The organism is Bartonella bilalgolemi, from assembly GCF_023500045.1.
Taxonomy (GTDB): Bacteria; Pseudomonadota; Alphaproteobacteria; order Rhizobiales; family Rhizobiaceae; genus Bartonella; species Bartonella bilalgolemii.
Window position 1 is genome coordinate 189,108 of sequence record NZ_JAMCOF010000002.1, and the last position, 22,975, is coordinate 212,082.

The 22,975-nt window shown below is 35.4% G+C and carries 22 protein-coding genes; 9 read left to right on the plus strand and 13 right to left on the minus strand.

All coding sequences use genetic code 11. The annotated features are described in order from the left end of the window. Nucleotides 1-50: 50 nt before the first annotated feature. Nucleotides 51-1,469 carry a metalloprotease TldD gene (tldD, locus tag M4Z11_RS02165; protein ID WP_249675579.1) on the minus strand — a complete coding sequence of 473 codons (1,419 nt, stop codon included), beginning with the start codon at nt 1,467-1,469 and terminating at the stop codon, nt 51-53. A gap of 112 nt (nt 1,470-1,581) precedes the next feature. Then, nucleotides 1,582-2,115, minus strand: coding sequence for an invasion associated locus B family protein (locus tag M4Z11_RS02170; protein ID WP_249675582.1), 534 nt, complete (start codon nt 2,113-2,115; stop codon nt 1,582-1,584). 410 nt (nt 2,116-2,525) lie between these two features. Here M4Z11_RS02170 and cyoE point away from each other — a divergent pair, with 410 nt between their 5' ends. Beyond that, on the plus strand, nt 2,526-3,446 hold the full coding sequence (cyoE, locus tag M4Z11_RS02175; protein ID WP_249675585.1) for a heme o synthase: 921 nt from the start codon (nt 2,526-2,528) through the stop codon (nt 3,444-3,446). 528 nt (nt 3,447-3,974) lie between these two features. On the opposite strand, the gene M4Z11_RS02180 is transcribed toward cyoE, so the two are convergent. The 4 genes from M4Z11_RS02180 to murJ all read right to left on the minus strand — a co-directional run bounded on the left by M4Z11_RS02180 (nt 3,975) and on the right by murJ (nt 7,850). After that, the gene (locus M4Z11_RS02180; protein WP_249675588.1) at nt 3,975-4,547 is read right to left on the minus strand and encodes a NifU family protein; all 573 of its coding nucleotides are present in this window, start codon (nt 4,545-4,547) and stop codon (nt 3,975-3,977) included. 57 nt (nt 4,548-4,604) lie between these two features. Beyond that, complete coding sequence (locus M4Z11_RS02185; protein ID WP_249675591.1) at nt 4,605-5,096, minus strand: universal stress protein; 492 nt, start codon at nt 5,094-5,096, stop codon at nt 4,605-4,607. A gap of 46 nt (nt 5,097-5,142) precedes the next feature. Further along, entirely contained in the window at nt 5,143-6,213 is a 1,071-nt protein-coding gene (trpS, locus tag M4Z11_RS02190) for a tryptophan--tRNA ligase (RefSeq protein ID WP_249675596.1), read from the minus strand. Nucleotides 6,214-6,287: 74 nt separating this feature from the next. Next, nucleotides 6,288-7,850 carry a murein biosynthesis integral membrane protein MurJ gene (murJ, locus tag M4Z11_RS02195; protein WP_249675600.1) on the minus strand — a complete coding sequence of 521 codons (1,563 nt, stop codon included), beginning with the start codon at nt 7,848-7,850 and terminating at the stop codon, nt 6,288-6,290. A gap of 910 nt (nt 7,851-8,760) precedes the next feature. On the opposite strand from murJ, the gene M4Z11_RS02200 reads away from it, so the two are divergent. The 8 genes from M4Z11_RS02200 to M4Z11_RS02235 all read left to right on the plus strand — a co-directional run bounded on the left by M4Z11_RS02200 (nt 8,761) and on the right by M4Z11_RS02235 (nt 16,644). Further along, entirely contained in the window at nt 8,761-9,606 is an 846-nt protein-coding gene (locus M4Z11_RS02200) for a TIGR01459 family HAD-type hydrolase (RefSeq protein ID WP_249675603.1), read from the plus strand. Beyond that, entirely contained in the window at nt 9,606-10,598 is a 993-nt protein-coding gene (locus M4Z11_RS02205; protein WP_249675605.1) for a bifunctional riboflavin kinase/FAD synthetase, read from the plus strand. The genes M4Z11_RS02200 and M4Z11_RS02205 overlap by 1 nt, the downstream gene beginning before the upstream one ends. 1,097 nt (nt 10,599-11,695) lie before the next feature. Next, entirely contained in the window at nt 11,696-13,771 is a 2,076-nt protein-coding gene (gene flhA, locus M4Z11_RS02210; protein ID WP_249675680.1) for a flagellar biosynthesis protein FlhA, read from the plus strand. 14 nt (nt 13,772-13,785) lie between these two features. Beyond that, nucleotides 13,786-14,571 carry a flagellar biosynthetic protein FliR gene (locus M4Z11_RS02215; RefSeq protein ID WP_249675608.1) on the plus strand — a complete coding sequence of 262 codons (786 nt, stop codon included), beginning with the start codon at nt 13,786-13,788 and terminating at the stop codon, nt 14,569-14,571. Next, a complete protein-coding gene (locus M4Z11_RS02220; protein ID WP_249675612.1) occupies nt 14,571-14,948 on the plus strand; it encodes a hypothetical protein in 378 nt (125 codons plus the stop codon). The genes M4Z11_RS02215 and M4Z11_RS02220 overlap by 1 nt, the downstream gene beginning before the upstream one ends. A 155-nt stretch (nt 14,949-15,103) precedes the next feature. After that, nucleotides 15,104-15,622 carry a rod-binding protein gene (locus tag M4Z11_RS02225; RefSeq protein ID WP_249675614.1) on the plus strand — a complete coding sequence of 173 codons (519 nt, stop codon included), beginning with the start codon at nt 15,104-15,106 and terminating at the stop codon, nt 15,620-15,622. Between the two features lie 114 nt (nt 15,623-15,736). Then, nucleotides 15,737-16,180, plus strand: a complete 444-nt coding sequence (locus M4Z11_RS02230) for a flagellar protein FlgN (protein ID WP_249675616.1) — start codon at nt 15,737-15,739, stop codon at nt 16,178-16,180. After that, a complete protein-coding gene (locus tag M4Z11_RS02235) occupies nt 16,177-16,644 on the plus strand; it encodes a hypothetical protein (protein WP_249675617.1) in 468 nt (155 codons plus the stop codon). The genes M4Z11_RS02230 and M4Z11_RS02235 overlap by 4 nt, the downstream gene beginning before the upstream one ends. Before the next feature lie 677 nt (nt 16,645-17,321). On the opposite strand, the gene M4Z11_RS02240 is transcribed toward M4Z11_RS02235, so the two are convergent. From M4Z11_RS02240 to motA, 7 genes are all read right to left on the minus strand, one after another. Then, nucleotides 17,322-17,747, minus strand: a complete 426-nt coding sequence (locus M4Z11_RS02240) for a BspJ family T4SS effector nucleomodulin (protein WP_249675619.1) — start codon at nt 17,745-17,747, stop codon at nt 17,322-17,324. A 91-nt stretch (nt 17,748-17,838) separates the two neighbouring features. Continuing rightward, a complete protein-coding gene (gene flhB / locus M4Z11_RS02245) occupies nt 17,839-18,909 on the minus strand; it encodes a flagellar type III secretion system protein FlhB (RefSeq protein WP_249675621.1) in 1,071 nt (356 codons plus the stop codon). A gap of 18 nt (nt 18,910-18,927) precedes the next feature. Next, the gene (locus M4Z11_RS02250; protein WP_249675623.1) at nt 18,928-20,010 is read right to left on the minus strand and encodes a flagellar motor switch protein FliG; all 1,083 of its coding nucleotides are present in this window, start codon (nt 20,008-20,010) and stop codon (nt 18,928-18,930) included. Between the two features lie 28 nt (nt 20,011-20,038). Then, a complete protein-coding gene (fliN, locus tag M4Z11_RS02255) occupies nt 20,039-20,473 on the minus strand; it encodes a flagellar motor switch protein FliN (RefSeq protein ID WP_409337880.1) in 435 nt (144 codons plus the stop codon). 129 nt (nt 20,474-20,602) lie between these two features. After that, nucleotides 20,603-21,058: a BAB2_0123 family type IV secretion system effector gene (locus M4Z11_RS02260; RefSeq protein WP_249675624.1), complete on the minus strand. Its 456-nt coding sequence runs from the start codon at nt 21,056-21,058 to the stop codon at nt 20,603-20,605. After that, a complete protein-coding gene (locus M4Z11_RS02265) occupies nt 21,051-22,019 on the minus strand; it encodes a FliM/FliN family flagellar motor switch protein (protein ID WP_249675626.1) in 969 nt (322 codons plus the stop codon). Before M4Z11_RS02265 ends, M4Z11_RS02260 begins: the two co-directional genes overlap by 8 nt. Before the next feature lie 2 nt (nt 22,020-22,021). Beyond that, on the minus strand, nt 22,022-22,897 hold the full coding sequence (gene motA, locus M4Z11_RS02270; RefSeq protein WP_283772487.1) for a flagellar motor stator protein MotA: 876 nt from the start codon (nt 22,895-22,897) through the stop codon (nt 22,022-22,024). Nucleotides 22,898-22,975 lie beyond the last annotated feature (78 nt).

The window sequence follows — 22,975 nt, forward strand, 5'->3', positions numbered from 1 at the left end:
TCTTTTAAATAAAACTGAGAAATTTCTGGATTAAGTTGATCCAATTCATTTTATGAAACTGCTGTTCCACCAATTGTCATATTATTAATTCGCAAATGAGGTTGTCCTACGCCAACAGGAACGCTTTGTCCTGCTTTCCCGCATATTCCTATGCCATTATCAAGTTTGCTATCATTACCAATCATTGTAATGCGTTTCATAGCATCTGGTCCATTACCAATAAGGGTTGCACCTCTGATTGGAGCTATGATTTTGCCTTTTTCTACTCGATAAGCTTCCGTACATTCAAATACAAACTTTCCAGAAGTAATGTCGACTTGTCCACCACCAAACGAAACAGCATAAATACCGTTTTTTAATGAGGATAAAATTTCTTCGGGTGTCTTATCTCCACCCAACATTATTGTATTGGTCATTCGCGGTATTGGTGTATGTGCATAGGATGCACGACGTCCATTACCAGTTGGTTTCATTCCCATAAGCCGAGCATTTAATCTATCTTGCATATAATTAACGAGTTTTCCATCTTCAATCAAAATATTACAATTTGATGGAGTTCCTTCATCATCGACTGTAAGTGAACCACGGCATTCAGGGATTGTACCATCGTCAACGATGGTAACACCTTGTGCGGCAACTTGTTGGCCTAAAAGTCCAGAAAAAGCAGATATTTTTTTACGGTTGAAATCTCCTTCCAAACCATGTCCAACGGCTTCATGAAGCATAACACCAGGCCATCCATTGCCTAATACAACATCAAATGTTCCTGCTGGTGCTTCTTCTGCTTCTAGATTGATTAAGGCTATTCGTAAAGCTTCATCAGCAGCTTTTTTCCAGTTTTCTTCACAAATGAATTGGTTAAACATTTGTCGTCCACCACAACCATAGGAACCATTTTCGCGCCGATTACCATTGGCAGCGACCACGGATATAGAGAGCCGTACAAGAGGACGAATGTCACGAACAAGATGTCCATCAGCTCGTAAAATTTCGACATGCTGTAGTGAACCGGAAAGAGTAACAGTTACTTGATGCAATTTGTCATTTTTTTCACGTAAATATGTGTCAATTTTTTGCAAAAGCGCACTTTTTTTTTCAAATGAGGGAGAAACAAGAGGACTTTTTGATTTATAAAGACTTTTGTTTGTCGATTTAGGAGCTGCACTATAAGGTCCTGCATGATTATTATAGGTTGCAGTTTTAGCTGTTTCACTCGCACGTTTGAGTGCGGCAGCTGATAGCTCACCAGAGTGGGCATATCCAGTGGTTTCTCCAGCAACAACACGTAAACCAAATCCTATATCTTGGTGAAATGAACCATTTTTAAGCCTTCCATTATCAAATAGAAGAACTTCACTTTCTGTATATTCAAGATAAAGTTCACCATCATCAGCTTTATGAAGCGCTTCTTGTACAAGTGATTGTACTTTTGATGCAGAAATATCAAAGTGGTCAATCAGCGATTTCATAATGATTATCCTATTTTGTTAGTACTCAAAATTTATCCATTTTATTTGTAAAGCTAAAAGCAAAAACTATTTGATTTGATATGCTCTATCAAGCAATAGTGGTGAGTATTTATTATGACAAAGTTGCATAGGCATCTCTAAGACCATTAAGATCAACTAGACCTCCGATTCCTTGTTCAGGAGTTGTAAAGATAATATAGGTTGCTATTTTACCTTCTAAAAAGTGTTTGATTATATCTTCTTTGAGAAGTGCTTCAGCAACACAATTATTACCTAGACAACGGCGATATTCCATTTTTCCTACATTTTCATTATCAATTTTAATTCTAATTCCAGATCGCAATTCAACTCGGATCGGAACAGAAACACGCATCAAAACTCCTTGGTTTTGAGGCAACTTGTAAAATGTTACACGAAAAGTAATATCACGACGCTCTTGTGTGCGAACATCTTGTACAATTTCACATTGTACGTTAGGTGTGCCTGGAGGCAAAAAACAAATTTTGGTCCATGCACCATAAGTTTGCGGTGCAGGAATATTCTGTGTATTGGGTGTTTGTGCAATAACGTGATTGGCAAAGACATTGCAAAATGCGTAAATAAGAATGCTAAAAAAGTTTTTTTTGAGAAATTGATAAAGTGTCATAAAAAGCCCTATTCGAATCGTTATCATGTTATTGTGTATAGCTTTTCATGAAAAGTAAAATTTTGATTTTTTTCAAAATAATTACAAAGTTAAGGTTTTTCCGAAGATATGAGTTTGTAATATATAGAATAAAAATAAAAATTTAAAAAGGATAATAAAAGAATAGTATTTTATGTAAACATAATCTCTTAGTGTTTGCTATACGATATTTGGTAGAGTGTTTTTGTAGTACGTTTCTTGAATACAATTAAAAAGTGTGCTCTTATTATAATTATTTCTGATTTACATTAGGTATATTAAAATTAAATGTATTGTACATTCTTTAAAAAACTGTAACACTAATTAGTTATTCCTATATTTTAGACAATATTTGTTTTTGGGCGATATAGATAAAAAGGTTCTTTGACGGAATGTCTGTTTCAAAAGAATTACTGGTTAAAAATGGTAAATTAGGCTCGATAGCAGCTAATATTTATAATTATATTACATTAATGAAACCACGAGTTATGTCGCTAGTTATATTTACAGCTCTGGTTGGATTAATGTTATCACCTGTTACTATGAGTCCATTGCATGTTTTTTTAGCTATTTTATGTATAGCTTTAGGTGGTGGTGGCGCGGGAACACTTAATATGTGGTATGAATCTGATATTGATGCGGTGATGAAACGTACCCAAAAGCGCCCTATTCCAACTGGTAAAATCAGCCGTAGGAAAGCGTTTATTTTTGGTTTAGCTCTTTCTATCTTTTCAGTTTTGGTTATGGGAATTTTCATTAATTGGTTTACGGCGTTTTTTCTTGCTTTTACAATTTTCTTTTATGTTGTTATTTACACAATTTGGTTAAAGCGTATAACATCTCAGAATATTGTGATTGGTGGTGCAGCGGGAGCTTTTCCACCAATGATTGGATGGGCAGCTGCAACAGGTACAGTGAGTTTTGAGAGTTTCCTCTTATTTTTAATCATTTTTATGTGGACTCCACCACATTTTTGGTCTCTTTCTCTATTTTCATCTTTTGATTATGATGTAGCGGGTATTCCTATGATGCCTAATATGCGAGGAGAGCAATCCACGAAAAACCAGATTTTAATTTATACTATTATTATGGCAATATGCGCTATTGGACCTTATATTATAGGTTTTTCAGGTATTATCTATGGTATTTTTTCAACAATTTTAAGCGCTGTTTTTGTTTATCTTTCTTATTGCTTATGGAAAGCTAAAGAATATGATGAGACAACTGTTATGGCTAAAAAAGTATTTTTCTTTTCGTTATTTTATTTATCTGCTATATTCGGGACTCTTTTAGTTGAATCCTTTATTGGGTGATTTATCATTCTGTAGTGTTTTTTAATTTATCAAAAAGTTATACATTAGTAGAATTTATAATTGCATATCATGGATATGGTGTTTTTTCTTAGAGAGATATAAAGTTTCTAAAAATAATAGATTTTATTGATAGGCAGGTATTTAGTATTACATCTTCTGAAAATTCAGAAATGTTAATAACTTTTGTTTTTATACTTGAAACTACAAAAAAGTGTTTTTAAATCGTTATGAATGAATTTCGTATAACACTCTTAGATCGATTATCTATTTAGTCATAAACAATGTCTTTCTGCTGTTGAAAGAGTGCAAAATAAATACTGTAAGGTCATATGATAACACGTTCTTTTATATATAAGGCTTAAAATCATAGACAGTTAAATAAGCGAGGCAATATTATATTTTATGAAATATTTGTATCCTATATATTTTTATAGTCTTTCTCATAAAGTGCAACATTTGTGATACAGGACACATTAAATCATATTATAAATTTGCTATTTAATTATAAAGTTTTTAGTGAACGCTCTTTCACAGTCCAGTATTTTGCGGCATAGCTTCAACACCTAATACCTCAGGAATAAAATGCCGTAAAAGATTTTCAATACCATGTTTAAGGGTTGCTGTTGAAGAAGGACATCCAGCACAAGCACCTCGCATATTGAGGTAAACAATTCCATTTTCAAAGCCGCAGAAGGTGATATCACCACCATCATTTGCTACAGCTGGACGTACACGTGTTTCAAGCAATTCTTTGATGACAACAACAATATCAGTATCTTTTTCATCAAAAAATTCTTTATCAGGTATATGGACTTCTGTGGTGATAACAGGATCATTGGAAAGAAAATGTTCCATAATTGTACCTAAAATTGCTGGTTTGAGATGTTTCCACTCTCCATCATTTTTAGTTATAGTAATGAAATCATATCCCAAAAAAACGCTTTTTATATTTGGAATATTAAATAATTTTGCAGCAAGGGGAGAATTTTTAGCAGCTTTTTCACGATTGTGAAATTCTAGGACGCCTTGAGGAAGAACAATACGGCCTGGTAAAAATTTAAGTGTTGTAGGGTTCGGTGTGCTTTCAGTTTGAATAAACATACATTATTCTTTCATTACTTACGGTTGCAGAAGAGAATTCATATAGAAGTATTATTTCTAGGCAACAACTTCAATTTCTTCCTCAGGGAGATCGCTTGGAATAATAGTAACGGGGATAGGAAAAGTACTTCCCCGATGAGCAATGGATTGGATAAGTGGTCCCGGTCGTTCTGTATGACAACTTGCAGCTAAAACAATGAGGGCGATATCCTGATCTTCATTAATTAGTTTGAAAATTTCATTAATTTTTTCTCCTTCACGCATAATTGTTTCTGCTTCAAGAGCTTGAGTAGTGCGTACATCATCAGCTACTTTTTCTAGAATTACACAGGCGTGTGCCGTTGATTCCATCCGCATAACTTTGTCGACACCCAGAAAATACTGAAATTTTGAGTTGTCAATAACAGAGAGCAAAATTAAGGTACCATTCGTGTTTTTGGCATGTTGCGCAGCAAAAATGACAGCACGCCGACATTCAGGTGTTTCATCAATGATGACCAAAATTTTTCGTTTATGATCTATTTCTTGACTTTTTCGCTTAGAGAGCATGTCATTTTATTTCTGATTTTTAAGGTTAAAGTTTGACCATTTTATTTTATATATTGTGTACAAAACCGACAATTTCACGAATTTTTTTCATATTTTTTTCTGCTAAAAGACTTGCACGTTGTGCACCATCACGCAGAACAGAATTAATATAGGTTTTTTCTTGATATAGACGGCGTAACTCTTGTGTTATTGGTCCAAGTTTATAAACGATAAGATCAGCTAAAGCTGATTTAAAAAGTGAAAATTGCTTTCCTGAAAACTCTAACAGTGCTTTTTCTTTGCTGATTTCAGCAAAAGCGGCATAGATGCCTAATAAATTATTAACTTCTGGACGTTCTTGTAAATCGCTTAGTTTATCAGGAAGAGGAGTGGAGTCGGTTTTTGCTTTGCGTATTTTTTGTACGATAAGATCAGCATCATCGATTAAATTAATCCGTGAAAAGTCGGAAGGATCTGATTTTGACATTTTTTTTGTGCCATCACGTAAGGACATAATACGCATAGCTGTCTTTTTGATAAGAGCTTCTGGCATTGGAAAAAAAACTTGTTCGTTTTTTTCACCATTTTGCACAGAAACACCAAGATTTAAATTTGCAATACGATCAGCATAAATGCTGTTGAACTTTTGTGCAATATCACGTGTTAATTCAATATGTTGTGTTTGATCTTCTCCTACTGGAACATGTGTTGCGCGGTAGATTAAAATATCAGCAGCCATTAAGCTTGGATAGGCAAAAAGCCCAAGAGATGTTTGTTCACGGTTTTTACCTGCTTTATCTTTGAACTGAGTCATGCGGTTGAGCCAGCCAATACGTGCAATACAATTAAAAATCCACGCCAGTTCAGCATGTTGAAAAACACGTGATTGGTTGAAAATAATCTGTTTTTGAGGATCAATGCCGGCTGCTAAAAAGGCTGCTGTCATCATACGAGTAGACTCTGCTAAACTAAGTGAATCTGGATTAATGGTCAGAGCATGCATATCCACAACACAATAGAGACACTTATAGGATGTTTGCAGATCTACCCATTGTTTGATGGCTCCAAGATAATTGCCAAGATGCAGGTGACCACTCGGTTGTACACCAGAAAAAACAAGAGGTGTAAAAGCGTCCATAGAAAAGGCCTTTCTTATGATATTATGTGCTTAATATATTGTGATAAAGCATATTTCTGAAAACAATAGAAATATTAGAGGTGCTGTTTCACATTTTTACGGAGGAGCGATAAATAATTTGTTCCAAATAAAAGACAAATGATAAAATAAACCGATGTTGAAATAATAAGTAATCCTGCTAAGGTGCTTGCGCGCAAGAAAAATGAAGTCTGTGATGATAACGGTACAGAGAAAAAGCCAATGGAATAGTACAAAGTGAGAGCCATGAAGAAAGAGGCGATTATGAGAGATGCCATCCGCTTTATTAGTTGTGCATCATATTTCCAATAGCCTCGTTTAAGAAGGGTGCTACACAGTAATAGGATGTTAACCCAGCCGGCAGTAATTTCAGCGATGACAATACCACGTGCTGACAAAAATGAGAATAATGTTAGGGCTAAGCTGATATTGATAAAAACACAAATGCCTGCAAAAATCATGGGTGTTTTTGTATCTTCGCGAGCAAAAAAATTAGGAATAAAAACTTTTATGAGTACGAAAGCTGGAAGACCAATTCCATAAAGCTGGACCAATTGAGCAACACTGTTTGTTGAGTCACTGGTAAATTGACCTCGTTCGAAGAGAAGGCTGATAATGGGACTAGATATAAGCAGAAAAGCAACTGATGCGGGTAAAGTTAAAAATAAAGAGAACTCAATTGCGCGATTTTGCAATTCATCAGAATCTGTGTTTTTTTTGTTGCGTAGCGCTTTTGTTAATTCAGGAAGAAGAACTGTTGCGACAGCGATACCAACCACTCCAAGGGGCAATTGGTAAAGACGATCAGCATAAACAAGAGAGGAGACGGCACCTGATTGGCTAGAAGCGATATTGGTATTAATCAATAAATTAATTTGTGTAATTCCCCCTGTGATAGCAGCAGGGAAGGCTAAAATTAACAGTTGGCGGACATTGGGGCTAAAATGAGGTAGGCGGAAGGAAAGCTTCATTCCACTTTTACGTAAGGCTATTGTCATGAGAGCCAATTGAAGGAGTCCTGCTGCTGTTACACCCCAGGAAAGATTGAGTCCAATATGCCAAGTATCAAGTTGATAGATCCAAGCATAGGCGAGCACGCATATCAAGATAATATTTAGAAAAACAGGGGCAATAGCTGCAACAAAATAGTGTTGGAGTGCATTCAGCATTCCTCCCATCATCGCTGCTAAGGACATGCATGCTAAATAGGGAAACATGATAGTAGTAAAACGGATTGTAGCGTTAAATTTTGTAGCATCTTCTGCAAAGCCTGGTGCAATCAGTGTGCGGACCAAAAAAGGCATACTCAGTTCCATAGCAATAGTGAGAAGTAAGAGTAGTGAAAACAAAACACCAAAAACTTCTTCTGCAAACTTGCATGCATTTTCTGATCCATTTTCTGAGATTTTTTTAGAAAAAAGAGGAACAAAAGCTGTTTGAAAGGCTCCTTCAGCAAAAAAACGACGGAAGGTATTAGGAAAGCGAAAAGCAGCGTTAAACGCATCGGATACAGGACCTGTTCCAAGAGCCGCTGCCATCAGCATTTCACGAATGAAGCCAAAAAAACGGCTTGTGAGAGTTCCAGAAGCGACTGTTATAAATTTTTTAATCAAGTTCATGAGGATATATTGGGTTTGTAATAAAAAGCTATTCTCGATAATAAAATATGATAAGTATATTATAGGGTATTTTATGATGATATTTGTTTTTCTGTCAATAAGAGCGCATCTGCATCATTGACGCTATTTCTATACCTTTTTTCTCGTGGATAGAAAGCAATTAATTATTTTTTATAAAGAGAACTGTATGGTTTGATAGGAGAAAATTTATGTAAATGCTTTTTTATTAATTTAATACTTTTTTATGAAGAGACTACCTCTTATAAGCTCTTTCTTAAAAAAAAAGAAAGTAAAATTCTGTATAAGATCACCTCTTTTATATTTTATTTTGTAAATCTTATTTTAAAAGCCTTATAATTCTTTTTGCAACTTGTAGATAAGGAGTCATTGTTTGAACAACTCTAAAATTTTCTTACAATTTATGTGCCTTCTTACTACAAGCTCCACTTTTTACAGAAAACTTTAATAGTTTTTTCATCATCTATAGAGTGATCGAATTCTATAATTTTTTTATACATAATTTCAATAATAGAGAAATTATTCACTTTATTAACAGTATTATTTTTTATAATAAGATAAATTTATATCGTGAAATGATTTATTTTACTATATTTGAGAATTGGCTGATTTTTTGACTTGTTTTTATATTCACAATAATTTCTGATCGTCTTGCACGAAAGACATAAAAGAATCCCAAAAATGAATAGAAATAGTTTAAAGAATTAAAGAGGCATTGTGTAGAGTTTTGTAGAAGAGAGTTTGAAAATTCTTTTCTTTAGTCTTATGATATTGTCTTTAATTTTGTAAAATATAGATAGACCAATATATTAAAATAATTGGCATATGTCGATATGATATATAAACATAAGAGATAGCTTAAGAAATAGTGAACACATCAACAGGTGTATTTATGAAAGAACTCACACATATCGATCCTCTCATAAGGCAATATGATGCTGTTTTTTGTGATGTTTGGGGCGTTTTGCACAATGGTGTGCAGGTTTTTGAATCGGCAGTGCAAGCATTGCAAAAAATTCGACAAATGGGAAAAAGTATTGTTTTGTTGACAAATTCTCCTCGACCAAAAGAAGATGTAGTTGCCCAATTACAAATGATGCAAGTGGATAAAGAGTGTTATGATGAAATCGTTACTTCAGGTGATGTAACACGTGATCTTATTCGCTCTGCTCCACGTAAAGTTTTGTTCATTGGTCCACAACGTGATTTGGTTTTATTAGAAGGATTATCTTGCGAATTGGTCGAAGAATGGGAAGCTTCTGCGATTGTTTGTAGTGGTTTTCTTGAAAATTTAGAGACGATACCAGATGCTTATGAAGAGATGTTTCGTCGTTTACGAGGAAGGAATTTGCCTTTTATTTGTGCTAATCCTGATATTATCGTTCATTGTGGAAATCAAGAAATTTGGTGCGCTGGTGCTTTGGCACGCTTGTACCAACAATTAGGAGGTGAAGTGCGTATTGCTGGAAAGCCTTACGCTCCAATTTATGAGTGTGCCTTTAAAAAATTACAGAAAATCCGTGGAATAATAGATAAAAATCGGGTTTTAGCTATTGGTGATGGTCTTTTGACCGATATTAAAGGAGCGATTCATTTTGCTCTTGATTCCCTTTATATTATGGGGGGCATTCACCATCATGACTATGAGCATAATGGTATTGTAAATAAAGAAGCTCTACATGCTTTTTTCGATCGTTATGGTTATCAGCCACATGCAATGATGTGGATGCTTCAGTAATGTTCGATTTTTTGCGTCTTCAGGAATATAGTCTTCTTCCTTTAGCGTGGCGTGGTGCAGTGCTCGCGATTGGCAATTTTGATGGTGTTCATCTTGGTCATCAAGCTGTTTTACAAAAAGCTATTGATTTATCACGTGAAAAAAAGAGGCCGGCTCTTGTTTTAACGTTTGAACCACATCCAAAAAGTTTTTTTCAAGGTTCAACTTCTGTTGATCGTTTAACACAAGCTGCTGAAAAAGCTGAAATTTTTAAAATTCTTGGTTTCCATGGAGTAATAGAGCAGCCTTTTGATGCACAATTTTCTGCTCTTTCAGCCGATGAATTCATTACTGTAATTTTAAAAGAAACTCTTGATGTTTCTGTTGTGGTAACGGGGGAAAATTTTCGTTTTGGCTGTCAAAAAAGTGGAAATGTGAGTTTTCTTTGTCAAAGAGGTGAAGAATATGGTTTTGAAGTGGTGCAAATTCCTTGCCTATGTAATGCACAAAGACTAACAATTTCTTCAAGTTTTATTAGGAAGCTCTTATTAAAAGGACAAGTATCACAAGTAGCTCATTTGCTAGGTTACCACTATCGGGTAAGCTCAAATGTTATACAAGGTGAAAAACTGGGGCGGAGGTTGGGATTTCCTACAGCTAATCAGTTTGTTCCTCCTCAGACGAGTTTAGCTCATGGGGTTTATGCGGTAAGATTTCGTCGTGCTAATGGTATTTTATATGATGGTATTTCGAGTTTTGGATGTCGGCCAACTGTTGTTAGTAATGGAGTACCAGTGCTAGAAACTTATTTATTTGATTTTGATGGTGATCTTTATGGTGAAAATTGTACGGTTTCTTTCTTGCAGTTTTTACGGAGACAAGAAAAATTTTATGCGTTAGAATCTCTGATTGCACAAATGCAGCACGATGAAAAAGAAGCACAAGTAGTTTTGAGAACAAAACAACCACTTTCATTGTTAGATGAAGCATTAACTTTTAAAAATATGCCTTAAAAATGATCTAAAAAGGAAAAGAGAGCAGATAAAATAACGCTTAAACTCACAATGAGCACAAGACTATATTCCAAAATATCATGGACAATATGGAGTTTCCGTTTATAGGTGGGTGAAACAAATATTTTAAGGTCTGAGTTAATCATTGTGTATTTCTTTCCTGTTTGTATAAGATATATTTTACAATGTTTAGTGCTTATTTCTTTTCTAGTTAATAAAAAGTTAAAATATGTCTAATAATCGCAATGCATCGTGCACATTCGCATTCTTTAGTGGTAATCAGTTAAAAGAGGAAAAGAGATGACTTTCAAAATAACTAATGGCCTTAATGTTTCTTTTTTCTGTATTATAGGGCGATAGGAGTATAATAGTTTTTATTTTGTGGCGATGAGTTGCCATTTAAAAACAGAATTAAGCTAAAAAACTTTTTATATAGACTTAATTGCAGATTACTCTTTAAAAGGTGATTTTCGTTTGTATCTTAATATTTTCAACCTTAATCTACACATTGATACAAAATAATTTCCAATTTTCTGTCAGCTTTTTCCAATACACTAGATATTTATCTTTTTATTAGGATCATTTAAAAATGGAGTATAAAAACAAGAAAAATATCCCAAAAATCTATAGCTATTAACTGTTTGTTATTTATTGTGCACCTACAATTAAGGCAATTACAATAGCAATATTAATACCAACAATCAGCGTTGAATAAAGCATAGTAGTTTTAATAATATCAATCACCGAATTCTCCTTTTCGAATTGTATTATTTATGATACACATAATGTTACATGATGTAATATATGCTGATATAAGATACTCAGCAAGCTTAAAATAATCCTTTATTTATTATGGTTTGATATATTTCGCATTTAGCTGTTGTTTTGATACAGAGAGGTTACATGGTATAGCACCATTTTCACACAAGCTTTGTCATTTACTTTATACAATATACAATGAGATAATGAATTAGAGAGCAAAAGTAACTCTAAGGAAAATGAACTGGATATGCGTTGAAAATAAGCTAAAGCAAGCTTTGCACAAAAGGTATTCAGTGTGATTGTATAAGGAGAAAAGTGTGCAACAGCATAGTTCAATGATCAATATCGCTCACCAGGATAAGTTTTCTGGTCGAGATGTTGCATTTGCAGCAGGAATTATCATTATTCTTACAGTTCTTTTTTTACCAGTTCCTGCTTTTATTTTGGATTTAGGACTTTCTTTTTCTATTGCATTTTCTGTTTTGATTTTGATGGTTTCGTTATGGATCCAACGGCCCCTTGATTTTTCAGCTTTTCCAACAGTTTTGTTGATTGCAACTTTATTGCGTTTATCGCTTAATATTGCAACCACCCGTGTAATTTTGACCCATGGTGATGAAGGATATAAAGCTGCAGGGCATGTGATTCAAGGTTTTTCACAATTTGTTATGGGTGGGGATTTTGTTATTGGTCTTGTTGTTTTTGCTATTTTAATTATTGTCAATTTTTTGGTGATAACTAAAGGTGCGACGCGTATTGCTGAAGTGGGCGCGCGTTTTACACTGGATGCTATTCCAGGAAAGCAAATGGCCATTGATGCTGATCTTTCATCGGGCCTTATTGATGAAAAAGAGGCACAGCATCGCCGTCAGGAGCTTGAGGAAGAAAGTTCATTTTTCGGGGCAATGGATGGGGCATCAAAGTTTGTGCGTGGTGATGCTATTGCCGGTCTTATTATTACGGCTGTTAATATTTTTGGTGGTATTGTTATTGGTGTAACGCGGCATGGAATGTCATTGTCTGGTGCAGCGGATGTTTTTACTAAGCTTTCTGTAGGAGATGGTCTTGTTACGCAGATACCTGCATTGATTGTTTCATTGGCAGCTGGTCTTTTGGTTTCAAAAGGGGGAACACGCGGCTCTGCTGAAAAGGCTGTTTTGGGGCAACTTGGAGGATATCCTAAGGCTCTTTTTGTATCATCATTACTGTTATTAATGCTGGGATTGATGCCGGGTTTACCCTCTTTTCCTTTTTTACTTTTGTCTGCTCTGATGGCTTCAATTGGTTATTCTATTCCCCGTCGTTTAAAAAGGGAAGCTCTTGCGAAAGAAGCTTTGCGTGAAAAAGAAAATCAGATGGCTCACCAGGAAGAGAGTCAATCAGTAAAAGCATCTCTTGAAATAGTACAGATTGAAATTGCTATGGGCAAGCAATTATCTCAACGTTTATTGCCGCAAAAAGTTGAATTAGCTAATCGTGTTGCAAAAATGCGCCGTAAATTTGCACAGGAGTATGGTTTTGTTATTCCTGAAATTCAAATATCCGATGATTATACAGTTCCAGGAAAAAGCTATTGGATCAAATTATATGGTACGGTTATTGCTTCTTACGAAATGCGTATTGGTGATGTTCTTATTATGCCAGGTAATAAGCCTATTCCAAATATTCCAGGTGAGTACGTATCTGAGCCGGCTTTTGGGATGCGTGCTTTTTCGACCTCAGAGACATTTCGTTCTGAACTAATCCGTGAAGGCTATATGGCAGTCGATAATCTTTCTGTATTATTAACGCACTTAAGTGAGGTTTTACGCAATAATTTAGCACAATTATTTTCTTATAAAGATATGCGCATTCTTCTTGAGCGTTTAGGGAGCGAATATCGTAAATTATTAGAAGAGATTTGCCCTGCACATCTTTCCTATTCGGGTTTACAATCGATTTTAAAACTTTTATTATCAGAACGTGTTTCTATCCGTAATCTTAATCTTATTCTCGAAGCAGTGGCTGAAATAGCACCTCATGTGCGGCGTTGTGAACTGATTGCTGAGCATGTACGATTGCGTATGTCACAACAAATTTGTGGTGATTTATCTGAAAATGGCATTTTGAATGTTTTGCGGATGGGAAGTCATTGGGATCTCGTTTTTCATAAGGCATTAAAGCGTGATACAAAGGGTGACATTATTGAATTTGATATTAACCCAGTTGAACTTGAAAAGTTTGGGACGGATGCGACGGTACTTATTCGACAACATATGGAAAAAGCAACGCGTTTTGCACTGATCACATCTCCTGAAGCGCGGCCTTATATCCGCATGATTATCGAACGTCTTTTTCCAACTTTGCCTGTGCTTTCGCATGCAGAAATTGCTCGTGGAATTGAAATTAAAACATTGGGAACCATTTCTTAAAAGGTAAGGGGTTTATGTCATTAACATCTGTTTTTCCCCTAACATCTTTTTCAATTGAGCAATTGGTAACAATTGCTTTGTTAGTTTTTTCACGAGTTGGAGCTTGTTTAATGTTGATGCCGGGAATGTCTAGTGTACGCGTTCCTATGAATTTGCGTTTATTTATTGGCATTTCTTTTTCACTTGCTATCCTTCCTTTGGTTACAGACTCTTTTAAGACTCTAGGTGATAAACCCGATCTTGCATTGCTTGTCCGCGCTTTGTTTGCAGAGATGTTAATTGGGGCTACTTTTGGGGTAATTGCTCATGCTTATTTATGGGCTTTGCAATTTATGGCCTCAATTATTGGGATGTCAATAGGATTTTCTGGCCAACCTGGTCATAGTATTACTGAGTCAACGCCAGAATCACATGTTGCAAATGTATTAGTTTTTGCGACTATCATACTTTTTTTTGCAAGCGATTTGCATATTATCACCATTCAGGGGCTCTTAGCATCTTATGATATTATCCCTCTAGCTTTTATTCCAAATCCAGAAGCTGCTTTGACAGATTATCATGAGGCTTTATCGCGTGCGTTTTTAACTACATTGTCGATAGCAGCACCTTTTATTATTTATACAATTTTGATTAATATTACGATAGGATTGCTAAATAAATTAACGCCTACCATTCCAGTTTATTTTATTTCATTACCTTTTGTTATGTGTGGAGGCTTGTTTTTACTTTATATTTTGATGCCAGAACTTTTACACTTGTTTAATTCTGAATTACATGATTGGCTTAAGAAAGGATCTTAATGGCGCAGAAAAGCAAACGTTATGGAAGACTTTTAAAAGTACAACGTCTTATTGAAACACATCGTAAAGCTGAATTGGAATATATGAAGGGCCAGCTTTTTTCTTGTCAGGAAGAGACGCGTGAGTTTTTCTCATTGATGGAAAAAGATTCGGCTTTCAATTTTTGGAATGCTTCTTTTTTAGCAAAACGTTTGCATCATATTGCTAAGTTTGAAAAGAAACTTCAAGGACAAATTGCACAACAAAAACAAGTTGTGTGTGAAGCTTCTAGCCGTTCGAAAAGATTAGAAGATCAGTATAAAGAAATACAATCAATAGAAAGACAGAAACAATTTAGTGATATGCTAGAGGAGTATATTGTAAATAAAATGTGTTAGACGTCAGCTTGACATAAGTTTGGAGGTTTATATCTATTACCTTAATTATGAGAATTTTTTCTTTCTGTAAAGAGCTATTAAAAGAAAGAAGAAATCTTATAAGGTAGAAATTTGGTTGCAAAGAAAAGCGAGAGTTAGGTAAAAAGGGGAAATCTATGGCTATTCAGCCTCCGTCTGATATTGTGCTTGATGTTGCCCGTGCAGCAGATCCAGTTGAATATAGGACTTCTGTCGAAAAATTGTATTCTTTACAAAAAATTGCTCGTGTACAGACAATTGAACGAGAGGGGAGTAGTTTTTCTGATTTAGCACATGCTAATTCGGCTTCAGTAGTACGAGATGATTTAATTTCTGATGGGATTGTACAACAGGCCCATATCAGGCCACAATCTGTAAAAAGTAAGGAAGCTGCAGTTTTTAGAGATTTTGAAGCTTTTGTGTTGCAAACTTTTGTTGAGAGTATGTTTGCAACCGATATACAATCGATTTTTGGAAAAGGGCAAGCAGGGCAAATTTGGAAGTCAATGATGGCTGAACAGTTAGCTAAAGAATTTGCAGTATCTGGTGGAATTGGTATTGCACAGATGTTAGTTTCTGATCAAATGAGAAAAGAAACGGACACATCGTTGTCTGCGGTAGAAAAAGATCAGGTATTGGATGCCAAAGTGTATTAGCGGATGCAGTTATTTGCAAAAATGAACTAGATTTGATGCGTTGGGATCAAATGAAAACGAACTGAGCATCTTATTAAGATGAGAATTGAATAAATATTTTAGAGGGGAATGGAAATGTCTGTAGTACAATATGATGATGAAAATATTGCATTGAAAACAAAAATTCTTAACAATAATCTCATTGGCCGTGATTGGGCAATGACTAAATTTAATGCTGCCATTAAGGGGTTATCAGAAGTTGTTGACTATGAAAGCAATATGCTGGAAAATCACGGTGCTCCAGATTATGAAGAAATTAATTTGCGTAAAACACGTGGTTTGCGTGATCTTAATAAATCAATGAGCGATGTAAAACGTTATATGGATCAGGATATTGAAATTGAGGTACAGCGCTTGTTAACAGATTTACAAGAAAAATTAAACCGTAATAGTGAGCTTCTTCGTATTCATCTGGAGGCAGTAAAAGATTTGTCTCAAATTATGCAGGTTGCTGCTCGCGCTGCAGAAACAGATGGAACTTATGATCCAGTTTTGGTTAGTGCTGGGCATTGTAGATGATTAGAATGATTGCAATGGGCTTGTGGGTTTGTTTAGTGGCTTTGGGCGCTTTAGTCTTTAGCCTTAAAGTGAATGCAGTTGATCCTAATAAGTCGGAAAAGACCGTACCCATTGCTGTAGAGATTGGTTCTAATAATACGGAAATCATGAGTGTTCCGATTTTGGTTGATGGTGATGTACAGGGGTATATCATTGTGCAGCTTGCCTATATAGTAGATAAAACAGCTGAAAAAGAGATATCTATTCCTGTAGGGATCTTGATTAATGATACTATTTTTCAATATTTTTGGGGCAGCTATTCTGATGTGCGTGAAATCGAAAAAGTAAAATTTGAAATGATCAAAGAACGGATTATTGATGATGTCAATCAACGTTTTTCAAAAGCTGTTCTGAAAGATTTGCTTGTCAAACAGTTTAACTATCTTTCAGTTGATAAAATACGTGGCATGAAAAACACTCGGTAAAAATGTTTGTTAGTTTTTTAAGGCAATAAAATATAAAAAACAAATTTACAAATCTGTTAATTAATTTTTATCAGTTTGTGTATCACTCTTAATGCTCTGCGTAAGCATTAAAATTTGATATCTCTAAACTAAAAATTTATAGGATTCATAAAAACAGGTCTACTCTCATTGGAGAATTTATAATCAACCTAGCCTTTATAGCCAGTATACTTAACATTCTTATCTCTATTATATTTACGAATATTTATTCTTAAATCTTATAATAAATATTATAAAAATTAGCCGTTACTATCTAAAGTGATTATATGAATTGTGAATAAAGTTTATATCTATAAGAAATTAATCACATACTTATTGTGGAAAAAATTTAAGACTTTTTTGATTTTTTTTATTCTTATTGCATGCTTCTGCATTAATTTGATCTGAAAGATGAACAACAATTTATAAAAGTATTATGTGAAGGTTTCTTTTTTCAAGAAATGTGAGATTGGATCATCAAAAATAGAATAGCATCAAAAGTGTTTCAACTTACCTTATCGGTTTGCATTCAGGTTTCAGATCTATTTCTAAAATGCAAAGTGTTTTAAGCTTTTACTTATTTGTGAAGAGAAGAGAATTTTTTACGCATAATTTTTTCATTTTGTGAGTAAACACTTTTAGATAAATGTAGTTTTGTTTTAATGCGTAAGTGGTTTTTGTATTCGTGCATTATTGAGCGCATTCATGAAAGCGCTGGTATTGCTTTCTTCATCAGAAGGATTATCAAAAATACAATTATCCAGCTCAACTCCAAATTCTTCAGCAGACATAAAGATGCGGAAAAAAGCACTAACTCCTTCATTAGAAAACTCCATGTGAAGTAATATGTTGGGCGTGGTATTCCAATCCAGTTCATAACTTGCGTTACGGGCAAAACGCATTGTATGAGGATAAAAACGCAATTCTGTTGCACTCTCAATGAGATCAGAAAGATAATTGAAGCGTTCAGTATGGATACAGGCAATAAAGTCACCTACGTCAATTAATCGTAGTTCTGGAATAAATTGCGCAACCTGTTTTGCCAGAACCATTTCACGAATTTCAATTATATAATCTTTTTTCATCTTTTAACTTTATATCATTGTTTAAACATTATTGATTAATTCTTTCTTTTTATTGTTAAATTTTAAAAAAGAAAATTAATAAATTATTATTTTAGTAATTTTTTTGATTGTTAATAAAACGAATTAAAGCGGCAACACTTTCATATAATTCTGTTGGAATTGTTTGGTCGATTTCAACTTGTTTGTACAGCGTTCGTGCTAAAGTGATATTTTCAAAAATGGGGATGTCATGTTCTATGGCAATTTCACGAATATGTAATGCTAAGATATTTTGCCCTTTTGCAATTACAACTGGTGCATAATCAAGCGGTGGTTTATAGCGTAAAGCAACAGAGAAGTGAGTAGGGTTTGTTACAATAAGGGTTGCTGTAGGAACATTGGCAATCATTCGGCGGCGGATACGGTCTCGTGATAAGGAACGCATTCGTGCTTTAACCACAGGGTTTCCTTCAAGGTTTTTATGTTCTTCTTTAATTTCTTGTTTGGTCATGCGTAATTGTTGACGCCAGTGAAAACGTGACCATGCGATGTCTAAACCCACAAGAGCAATAACGGCTGTAGTAAAAGAGAGGGATAGGTTAATCAATTCTTTATGAATATATTTTGGTAAAGCTGATGCATCTGTTAAAAGTGCATTAATGAAAATTGTGTTGCTTTTGAAAAATATCAAATAAATAATTAGACTAACACCAATAAGTTTGGTAAGTGATTTTAAAAATTCAACTAATCCTGCTTTACTATAGATTCGCTTAAATCCATTGGCAGGAGAAATACGCGACCATTGTGGACGAATACGCTCTATGATAAATCTTGGTATATTCTGTACCGCTGATGCAGTAATGCTAAGTAAGGGAATAAAAATTAAGATAGGGGCTAAGGCTAATCCTACACTTCCACCTACTAAATAAATCAAGTGTTTGACATCTTCTGCAGTATTAATACGCCAGGATTCTGGACGTTCAAGCCACTGGACCAAAAAATATGTAAGTTTTGAAATAGCTGGAAAAGAGATAAAAACGCAAATGAGACTAAAGCTTACAAGTGAAGCAAAGATAGGTAATTCACGAGAAAAAGGAAGATTTCCTTTTTCTTCTTCTTTACGAATTTTATATTCGGTTGGTTCTTCTGTTTGACTTTCTTTATCGGGTTTTTCATCTGACATGCTGGTTCAGTGCGTCCTTTAGGACGTTCCTTCTTCACCTAAAAGGTTTATTGTTCCTTGTTCTGATAATTTAATAGCTGTTTGAGCAATGCTACGGCGTGCATTAATAATAGCTTCTTGTTGAATAGATTCATTCTCTGTAGAAAGCTCTGTTTCTACCATGCGGCGTGTCCGTTGTGAAAGAGAATTCAGAATAAGTTCTCTCATAAGGTCTTTTGCACCACGTAAAGCTGTAATGATAGTATCGGCTGCAATTCCATCAAAAAGAAGCAATCGTGCTCGTTCTGTCAAACGCGGAATATCTTCGAAAACAAAAAGCTTTGCTTTGATTTTTTCTATATCTTCTGGATTTAGATTATCGAGATTTGCCAACATTTCGTCAATATCTTCTTTATCAAGCTCATTAAAAATGACAGCCACTTGATTGTGATGTGCTTTGTCTCCTTCGTCATTGTTCTTTAGGAGTGCAGGTCGCAGCGCTTGATCAAGAAGCGTTTCTATTTCTGGCGAAACTGCGCGTAGGTGTAATCTTCTGCGTGTAAGATTACTACGCATGGACATTGGTTGCGCCATCAAAATTTTTGCTGCTGTTTCAGAAGGAACACGAGAAATAATATAACTGACTACTTGTGGATGCTCTTGTGCAAGATGCTTTTGTAAAACATCAATGTTTAATTTTTTAATGATATCCCAAATACTTTCTTGAGGCAGTGTTGGTGCTTTTGAAGGATCAAAAATTAACGCAGCTTCGTCTTCTGGCAATGTTTCCTGTATTAAATTATCGAACTTTGCACCTGCTTCTGAAAACGAGACACCTTCTGCAAAAGCATCTTCGAACTGACGAACTAAAATTTCAAAATCAGCAAGAGAAATATTGGGTAAGGTATGTGCTTGCCCACTAAGACGGCGTAAATCATCTGGTGTAAAGTGTTTTAAAAGACGTGCAGCAGCAGGTTTTCCTAAAGCAACAAGCAGAGCTGCAACCTTTTGTTGTCCAGAAAGCGTATCGATAATTGTCGAAGAGCTCTCTCTATCAGAGGGTATATCCTCTGATACAGCATTGAGTTCTTCTGTAGTTTTTGTTTGCTTTGCCTGCGTCATATTTGTCTTTCATAAGATTTGAAATCAGTTATTTATCAATAATTTCGGTAAGACTAACCCCAAAACGAGAAGGATCATCCTCTAGAACAATGACCTCGCCGCGAGCGATAATACGGCCATTAACGACGATATCAATAGGATCTCCAATTTGTTTGTCAAGTGTAATAACTGCACCTCTTCCTAAATCCATTAAGGTCGAGACTGGCATAGTTGTTGAACCAAGCACCACTTGAACTTCAACAGGAATACTCATAATGAGTTCTGTATTACTGGATGTGTCACCTGCGTTTTGGGGTGCTTTTGAAGCGCTTGAACTTCCAATAGTTGTTTTTCCTGCGGCGCCAACTCCAAAAGCGGGAGCACCTGGTTTTGCTCCAGGAGTAGGCTTCGCGGTTCCTGATAGTGGTGCTCCAGCTCCAAAGCTTCCTGGCATTCCGGGTTTCGGTGCTATACCTTCTCCAATTTTTGGTGTTGTAAGATTGGGTGTTGCTGTAGGATTGATTCCTTTAGGAATTTCGGGTTTGTTTATGTCATTTGTCATTCTGTCACCGTATTATTTTTTCTACCATTAAAGGTTTTAAAATTTTGTTTTTTAAAGTTGTATTTTGTTGTTAAGAGGAGTTTTATGAACTTTGCGTTGCACAAAAACAGGTAGGCTTTTAGGAACAATAGGTTGCCCGCGAAGAGTAGGTATTGCACTAGATGTTACAGAGGGCCCATGAGCTTGCGCGGCTAAAATGCCGCGGAATTGATTGAAATCGCTTTTCAATTGATCACGGACATTTTCCATATGGGAGATCGAACGGTCAATATCACGCCGAATACGTGTGGATTCAATCATACGTGCATCCATTTTTTTATTTTCATCTCGGAATTCTTGATGTTCTTCACGCAGGGTTGCAAGGGCTTGGTCAAGACAAGCTGTGCCCATTTGAACTTGTTTTGCGAGCTCACGTCCCATTTGGATAGTGGCAGCGAGTTTGCGTATTGTAATAATCAAAACACTTAATGAGACCAAAGCCAAAAGTGCACTTACAAAATTAAACATGAACCAACTCATCAATCATTTCCTCTTCTTCATCAATAGGATTTGTAACTCGGATAGAAAAACTTGTCCCAATTTTACCAAGGGAGCATTTATAAAGTGATTTATTGCCACTGCGTAATCTAATTTGTTTTACAGCATTGGCAGGAAGGGGTAAAATCTGCCCTACTTTGAGGGTGGATAATTCATTTAAAGTCATTGATCCCTGTTGAATAAAAGCTTCAATGCATACACGTGATCGACTGACTTCTTGTTTTAAACGTTTGGCCCAAAGGGGATCAGTTCGTTTTGCAGGAGTGCGGAGCGCACGCGTAACAGCTTCTTGGATAGGGCGGTGGCAACTGCGTGGCATTAAAATATTTACGCGTGTTTCCACTTCACCGCATTTAACTCCGAGCGTGCAGGAAAACATTTGTGATTGGTTAAATGTTTCTGCATTAAATTCTTGTGCTTTACATGTTTGTTTGAAGATTAAAAGTGATCCATCACCGATACCAAAGACACCATCTAATGCATAGGCTAATAATTTTCCAAAAGTTGCACCGACTTTGCATTCTGTTAGGCTAAAAGGGCGTCCATTACGATTTGTGACCATGGGTTCTGAAGCCCCAAAAAACACTTCTGTTGCGAGTTCTACGAGTGTTGCATCAAGAACAAAAATAACATCATCTCCCCAACGATCAGAATTAAAATAAATCAAAAGTGCTTCTGTTCCAATCGCTTGAGTAATCTGATCTGCTTTGAGTGTGTCAAGCGATTGTACATCTGTCGTAAATTTTAAAGATGTGTAATTGCCTAATCGCATACAAAGATTACTTGCTGCATCACGGAAAACATATTGAAATGACATGAGATCATCACTTGATAGGCCTGCCGCACGCAAAATATGTTGGGTCAGTGCATCTTGTTTTTTATCTTCTTGCACTTTTTCTTCGTTTGCTTGTTTTTCGATCGGTTCAGTCATATTTAGGCAGCCTCTTTTTCAGTACCTTGACCAGCGATTGCATGTTGTTCCATAACATCGATTGTTGGACGGTCTTTTGCTGAGATGGTTTTACGACCGTATTCAAGTGCTATTTGGGGTATTGCGCCATTCATGTATGCCAACAATGTTTGTTTAACAACAATGTAAATACGCACTTTTTTATTACGCACTGTTTTGATTTTTGAAGCTAGAGGGCCAAAGATACCATAGGCAAAAAAAATGCCAGCAAAGGTTCCTACAAGAGCAGCTCCAATCAAGTGTCCTAAGACTTCTGGTGGTTCACTAATAGCTCCCATGGCTTTAACTACACCTAAAACAGCTGCGACAATTCCAAGAGCTGGAAGAGCATCAGCCATATTTTGCATCGCTTGATAGGGTTTTTGAGAATCGTATGAAATTGTGTGAATTTCTTCATCCATTAAAGCTTCAATTTCAAAATGGCGTGTATTACCCATGACAATAAGACGGCAATAGTCACAAATAAAATTGGTTAAAGATTCATCTTTTAAGATCAGAGGATATTGCTGAAAGAGTGTAGATTCCTTCGGATTGTCAATATGAGCTTCCATTTCAGATCTTGACTTTGAACGCATTTCGCGCATAAGCACATAGAGTAAACCCAATAGTGATAAAAAATCTTTTTGTTTTGGGACAGCATCTTTCATTGCTTCTATTGTTGCTTTTAGTGTATCTTTAATAGCAGAAAAAGGATTGGAAACAATAAATGTTCCAATAGCTGAGCCTAAAATGATAACAAATTCCCATGGTTGTATTAAAACATCAATATGCCCTCCCATAGCGACATAACCACCAAGTATGCATCCAAAAATAATCACTAATCCTATAATAACACCCAAGGCCGTGAGCTCCTTATTTTCAATTTTTGTGGAAATATAAATATTTATGCTTGTGTAAAACTTACCATTTATTTGCTT

What these genes read in the sequence shown, in the direction of transcription:
- tldD (WP_249675579.1), bottom strand. Translation starts at nt 1,469, where the DNA reads ATGAAATCGCTGATTGACCACTTTGATATTTCTGCATCAAAAGTACAA.
- M4Z11_RS02170 (WP_249675582.1), bottom strand. Translation starts at nt 2,115, where the DNA reads ATGACACTTTATCAATTTCTCAAAAAAAACTTTTTTAGCATTCTTATT.
- cyoE (WP_249675585.1), top strand. Translation starts at nt 2,526, where the DNA reads ATGTCTGTTTCAAAAGAATTACTGGTTAAAAATGGTAAATTAGGCTCG.
- M4Z11_RS02180 (WP_249675588.1), bottom strand. Translation starts at nt 4,547, where the DNA reads ATGTTTATTCAAACTGAAAGCACACCGAACCCTACAACACTTAAATTT.
- M4Z11_RS02185 (WP_249675591.1), bottom strand. Translation starts at nt 5,096, where the DNA reads ATGCTCTCTAAGCGAAAAAGTCAAGAAATAGATCATAAACGAAAAATT.
- trpS (WP_249675596.1), bottom strand. Translation starts at nt 6,213, where the DNA reads ATGGACGCTTTTACACCTCTTGTTTTTTCTGGTGTACAACCGAGTGGT.
- murJ (WP_249675600.1), bottom strand. Translation starts at nt 7,850, where the DNA reads ATGAACTTGATTAAAAAATTTATAACAGTCGCTTCTGGAACTCTCACA.
- M4Z11_RS02200 (WP_249675603.1), top strand. Translation starts at nt 8,761, where the DNA reads ATGAAAGAACTCACACATATCGATCCTCTCATAAGGCAATATGATGCT.
- M4Z11_RS02205 (WP_249675605.1), top strand. Translation starts at nt 9,606, where the DNA reads ATGTTCGATTTTTTGCGTCTTCAGGAATATAGTCTTCTTCCTTTAGCG.
- flhA (WP_249675680.1), top strand. Translation starts at nt 11,696, where the DNA reads ATGATCAATATCGCTCACCAGGATAAGTTTTCTGGTCGAGATGTTGCA.
- M4Z11_RS02215 (WP_249675608.1), top strand. Translation starts at nt 13,786, where the DNA reads ATGTCATTAACATCTGTTTTTCCCCTAACATCTTTTTCAATTGAGCAA.
- M4Z11_RS02220 (WP_249675612.1), top strand. Translation starts at nt 14,571, where the DNA reads ATGGCGCAGAAAAGCAAACGTTATGGAAGACTTTTAAAAGTACAACGT.
- M4Z11_RS02225 (WP_249675614.1), top strand. Translation starts at nt 15,104, where the DNA reads ATGGCTATTCAGCCTCCGTCTGATATTGTGCTTGATGTTGCCCGTGCA.
- M4Z11_RS02230 (WP_249675616.1), top strand. Translation starts at nt 15,737, where the DNA reads ATGTCTGTAGTACAATATGATGATGAAAATATTGCATTGAAAACAAAA.
- M4Z11_RS02235 (WP_249675617.1), top strand. Translation starts at nt 16,177, where the DNA reads ATGATTAGAATGATTGCAATGGGCTTGTGGGTTTGTTTAGTGGCTTTG.
- M4Z11_RS02240 (WP_249675619.1), bottom strand. Translation starts at nt 17,747, where the DNA reads ATGAAAAAAGATTATATAATTGAAATTCGTGAAATGGTTCTGGCAAAA.
- flhB (WP_249675621.1), bottom strand. Translation starts at nt 18,909, where the DNA reads ATGTCAGATGAAAAACCCGATAAAGAAAGTCAAACAGAAGAACCAACC.
- M4Z11_RS02250 (WP_249675623.1), bottom strand. Translation starts at nt 20,010, where the DNA reads ATGACGCAGGCAAAGCAAACAAAAACTACAGAAGAACTCAATGCTGTA.
- M4Z11_RS02260 (WP_249675624.1), bottom strand. Translation starts at nt 21,058, where the DNA reads ATGTTTAATTTTGTAAGTGCACTTTTGGCTTTGGTCTCATTAAGTGTT.
- M4Z11_RS02265 (WP_249675626.1), bottom strand. Translation starts at nt 22,019, where the DNA reads ATGACTGAACCGATCGAAAAACAAGCAAACGAAGAAAAAGTGCAAGAA.